This window comes from Neisseria sp. P0009.S007 (assembly GCF_051962515.1).
The window spans coordinates 12878-15178 of sequence record NZ_JBQCVF010000044.1; the positions used below are offsets into that span (position 1 = coordinate 12878).

General features: G+C 50.6%; 3 protein-coding genes. All 3 read right to left on the reverse strand.

What is annotated here, in order from left to right; translation table 11 throughout:
• Nucleotides 1–90 precede the first annotated feature (90 nt).
• On the reverse strand, nt 91–870 hold the full coding sequence (locus ACTHS3_RS05955; protein WP_049332174.1) for a DeoR/GlpR family DNA-binding transcription regulator: 780 nt from the start codon (nt 868–870) through the stop codon (nt 91–93).
• A gap of 72 nt (nt 871–942) precedes the next feature.
• The gene (locus ACTHS3_RS05960; RefSeq protein WP_070584800.1) at nt 943–1656 is read right to left on the reverse strand and encodes a GntR family transcriptional regulator; all 714 of its coding nucleotides are present in this window, start codon (nt 1654–1656) and stop codon (nt 943–945) included.
• Nucleotides 1657–1917: 261 nt separating this feature from the next.
• On the reverse strand, nt 1918–2301 hold a 384-nt coding region (locus ACTHS3_RS05965; RefSeq protein ID WP_440367385.1), incomplete at its 5' end, for an OsmC family protein.

A 2301-nucleotide genomic window follows, 5' to 3' on the forward strand; every position in this document is an offset into this window, starting at 1 on the left:
GGAAAATGATTTTCTGTTTTCAGACGGCCTGAGCATTCAATCAGGCCGTCTGAAAGGAATGGAATGATGGCTCAATTGTACCCGACTTGGCTACTTTGATACAGGGTCGGCAACCTGCCACGCCACGCCGCGTTCGTTTAGGGTTTTCTGCATGGCGGCGGATGGTGTGCGGTCGGTAAACAGCTTATCGAATGCGCCGATATCGCCCAGTCTGACCAAGGCATTGCTGTTGAACTTGCTGTGGTCGACGCCAAGATAGCGCACGCGGGCATTGTTCACCATCGCCTGCATGACGCTGACTTCCTTGTAATCGTCATCCAAAAGCGAGCCGTCGTTTTCTATGCCGTGAGTACTCATGATGGCATAGTCGACTTTGAATTGGTTGATGAAATCGACAGTCGCCACGCCGGTAATACCGCCGTCCAATGGGCGGACCACGCCGGAAGCGATGATGACCGTGTAGTCGGTACGCGCCGCAGTGATGGAGGCGGCGTAGATATTGTTGGTGATAATCCGCAGGTTTTTACGCTGTCTGACCAACTCGGCGGCGACGGCTTCCATGGTGGTGCCGATGCTGATAAATAGCGAGGCATTATCGGGAATGGTGGAAGCGATCAATCGGGCAATGGCGTTTTTTTCCTGCTGCTGATGGTTGCGCCGCTCCTGCCCTGCCGTTACAACTGAAACGTCGCCCAAAGATGCGCCGCCGTGATAGCGTTTGAGCTGTCCGGTTTCACTCAACTCCTGCACATCGCGGCGTATGGTTTGCGGCGTAACATCCAAATTCGCCGCCAATTCTTCCACCGTCATAAAGTTATGTTCGCGGACAAGGCTGAGGATATGTTCGTGTCTTTGGATTTTGGGTTTCATGGCGTTTCGTTTTGTAGGGATAAACCAATGGCCGTCTGAATATTTCAGACGGCCTTGTTGTTGTCAACCCGATTACATCTCGAGTTTTTGTTCCAAGCGTTCCATACACACGCTCAAGTGGCGGCGTATGACTTTGGTCACACGGTTGCGCTTGCCGGCCACCAATAAATCGAGAATTTCACGGTGTTCATGGTGCGAATTGGAATCGATGTTGCGCTTTTCTTTGCGAAGCGGATCGGAAACAGCCACAATCAATGAAGAACGTGCACACAAGGTATTCATGATTTCAAACAGTACATCGTTGTCCAGCAGCCGCGCCAATTCGACATGGAAGGCATTGGACAGGCGGTTCCAACCCACGCGGTCGCCGCTTTCGGAGGCTGCGCCCTCTTGCTCAATCATGGCATAAAGCGGTTGCAGACGCGTTTCCAAATCAGGCATATCGATAAGGACGCTCAAAATCATGCTTTCCATTTCGATACGCGTGTTGAACACGTCTTTCATTTCTTTCAAGTCCGGCACATGGACAAATGCGCCGCGGTTGGGCTGCAAATCGACGATTTTATCGTGCGCCAAAAGCGATAATGCGCCACGCACGGTATTGCGGGAGCAAACCATTTGTCGGCAAAGCTCGGACTCGGTCAGTTTTTTGCCCGGCAGCAGCAGATGGTCGGTAATACCGTCCAAAATCAATGCGTACACGCGGAAGAGTTCCGAATCGTGACGTTCTTCCAAAATAAGCGATGAAGTTGCAGGCGCAACGTTGGTATTATTTTCGTAATCCATAATGTTTCCCCAATATCCGTATTAAGGCGCAAGCGTTTACAAACCTGCAGCTTTCGGGGGTGTTTAAAATATAATTAAAAATTGTTGACAATGTTAAACGAAACTTGCACAATGAGATCAACAAGCCAAGTTATAAAGGCTGATAGAGAGAGAGAAAAAGGAATAAAAAGCAAGCAGATATATTCATGTTAATGCGTGAATATATCTGCTTTTTTTGTGCGTAGCCGGTTCACGCTCCGGCACTCCCATCCTGAAACCGCCCTATTCTGTTTCGACGATCTCGAAGCTGTGGCTCATTTTTGCCGCTTTACCCAGCATAATCGATGCGGAGCAATATTTTTCGGCAGACATCTGTACGGCGCGTTCAATCGCGCTTTCTTGCAAATCCCGACCATACACTTTGAAGTGGATATGGATTTCGGTAAACACGCGCGGCGCGGTGTCGGCGCGTTTGGCAGTCACTTCGGCACGGCAGTCGGTAATTTTTTGACGTTGTTTCTCGGCAATCATCACGACATCGATGCTGGAGCAGCCTGCTACACCCAACAACAGCATTTCCATCGGGCTGGGGCCGCGTTTGACTTCGCCTTCAGCCGCCGCGCCTTCCATCACAACGCTGTGTCCGTTTGCCGTTGTACCGACGAA